Genomic DNA, 2,136 nt, shown 5'->3' on the forward strand with positions numbered 1-2,136 from the left:
TGCGGGAATACAACTCTGTGCGTCCGCATCAGGCGCTGGACATGCAGTCTCCGGCGGACCGGTTCACCCCGGTTCCCGAGCAGGAGCGGGACGTCTTGGGTGTGAGGGTGCCTGGAGTGCTTGCGTTGGTGCCGCAGCAGCGGACACCTCCTGCGGAGCCGGATCCGGTTGAAGTGTTGCCCGTGCCGGCCGGCCTGCCTGAGCTGGTCCCGGCAGCGGTGCCGGTGGAGCCCGGTGGGCCGGTGGAGTTCGAGCGGGTGGTGCCCGCGAGTGGGAATCTGCAGGTCGCGGGCAAGCAGTTTTGGCTCGGACCGGCCCGCTCAGGACTGACGGTGACCTTCTGGGCCGACACCTCGGTGATCCATCTGCTGATCGCGGGAGCACGGATCAAGACCGTGCGGTCGCACTTGTCGGTGGCGGATCTGGGTCGGCTGGCCGCCCGGGGCGGACGTGCGGCCGGACCGGCCCCGCTGCCTGCCGGCGACCGGGCCGCGTTCGAGGTGGACCGGGTCGTGAACAACAGCGGCCTGGTGGGCCTGGGCGGGCACCAGGTTCTGGCGGCGGAGATCCTCGGCGGCCGCCAGGTGGGTATCCGCATCGACGACGAGACGCTGTCATTCTTCGATCCGTCCTCGCGGGAACTGTTGCGGGTGCGGCCCAACCCACTGACCAGCGAGGAAGTCCGCAGGCTGCGGGGCCTGCGTCCGGCCGGGCCGCCGCCGCGTCCGGGCGTCGAGCCCGTGCGTGTGCAGCGGCGGGTCAGCGCGGTGGGCACGGTCATGGTCTGTCGGCAGGTCGTGTCCCTCGGCCGGCCGTACGCAGGGCAGACCGTGACCGTGCATGTGTCGGAATCCACGATCACCGTCGAGCTGGACGGCCAGGTCCGGGTGATCCGGCGCACGACCGACGTCCCGGTCCGTAACGTGAAAGCGAACAAGCCCCACGGGGCTTCCCATGTTGTCTAGGCCCACCGTCAAGCATCACCTGGGACCAGAACGTCAGGCATCAGCTGTCCGACACCGCCTGGGGCCTGTTCTAGAGTGCTGCTCCGCTCCGGTGAGCGGGACCGGCCGGAGGGTAGGTCTCGGATCGGGCGAACACACGACCTAAGAAAGGATCAGCTCATGGCGGAGCACCTGGGGCCACTGGAACTGGTCGGGGACCGTTGGATCATCGGAGACCCGAAGCGAGAGGGCGGCTCGTGGCTGGTCCTCACCGCCGAGGGCATGACGCATCACGAGCCCGGATCGCCAGAACCCCTGACTGTCCTCCCGTGGTCCAAGTTCGTGGAGCTGCAGATCCATACCGCCTACAACGCGTGGCACACCACTCGCACCATGGGCGTGCTCGGCTTCGGGCGGTCGCTGCCGACCGGTCCCAGCAGCTGTTCCGTGCGTGGAACCCTTCGCCATCCGTACGAACACTGCTCGATGAACTACACCCACCACAAGCGCCCCTACACGGCCAGTCACGTCTACGCGGTGGAGGCCCTGTTCCGGAGGACGTCCGAAGCGAGGGCGCTGCACCGCCTGGGCGACCCGGAGTGGCTGGGAGCGGCTGTCGCCCGGCTGGCACCGTTGTCCCCGTGGCGGGCCCACTCGCGGAATCACCCGGTGAGGGAGATCTTCGAGGACCTCGGCATCTGACGAGACTCCGAACCGCCGATGAAGCCGGCAAGGAGGGGGTTGCCGGCAGTTCCCGCCGTGGCGTCATGAGACGCTCTCGGACCACCGCTCAGAGTGTTCCCGCAGCACCACGAGCTGGTCCCGATGACCCGCGCTGTCCTACGGCACGGCGACTTCACCAGTCGGGACAACCTGATCGAAAAGATGGACGCCTGGGTAATCCAGCGCAACGAACACGCCCGCCCCTTCCGTTGGACCTACGAGGGCACCCCGCTCAAGGAAGCGGCCTGAGCCCTCCACGAACTCCTGCGGAGCAGCACTAGTGTGATGCGCCGGAAATCGCGGGCTTAAGTCTGTAGTGTGTTGTCATGTCGCCAGGACCTCGTGCTGTTGAAGTCAGGCTGCCTGATGCGGATTTCGCCGAGTTGTCGCGCTGGGTGGACGGGGCGGTGGGGCCTCGCCTTGTCGAGCGGGCCCGGATCATTCTGATGTGTGCCGACGGGGTGCCGAA

At 67.8% G+C, this 2,136-nt stretch carries 2 protein-coding genes and 1 pseudogene; all 3 read left to right on the forward strand.

From position 1 onward, the window contains the following. Positions 1 to 965, forward strand: a pseudogene (locus ACIQMV_RS39325) (IS481 family transposase); the annotation flags it as partial. Between the two features lie 159 nt (positions 966 to 1,124). Further along, entirely contained in the window at positions 1,125 to 1,646 is a 522-nt protein-coding gene (locus ACIQMV_RS39330; RefSeq protein WP_402597916.1) for a hypothetical protein, read from the forward strand. A 123-nt stretch (positions 1,647 to 1,769) separates the two neighbouring features. Further along, on the forward strand, positions 1,770 to 1,916 hold the full coding sequence (locus ACIQMV_RS39335) for a hypothetical protein (RefSeq protein WP_402597917.1): 147 nt from the start codon (positions 1,770 to 1,772) through the stop codon (positions 1,914 to 1,916). Positions 1,917 to 2,136: the final 220 nt, after the last annotated feature.

This window comes from Streptomyces sp. NPDC091412 (genome assembly GCF_044756885.1).
Lineage (GTDB): Bacteria > Actinomycetota > Actinomycetes > Streptomycetales > Streptomycetaceae > Streptomyces.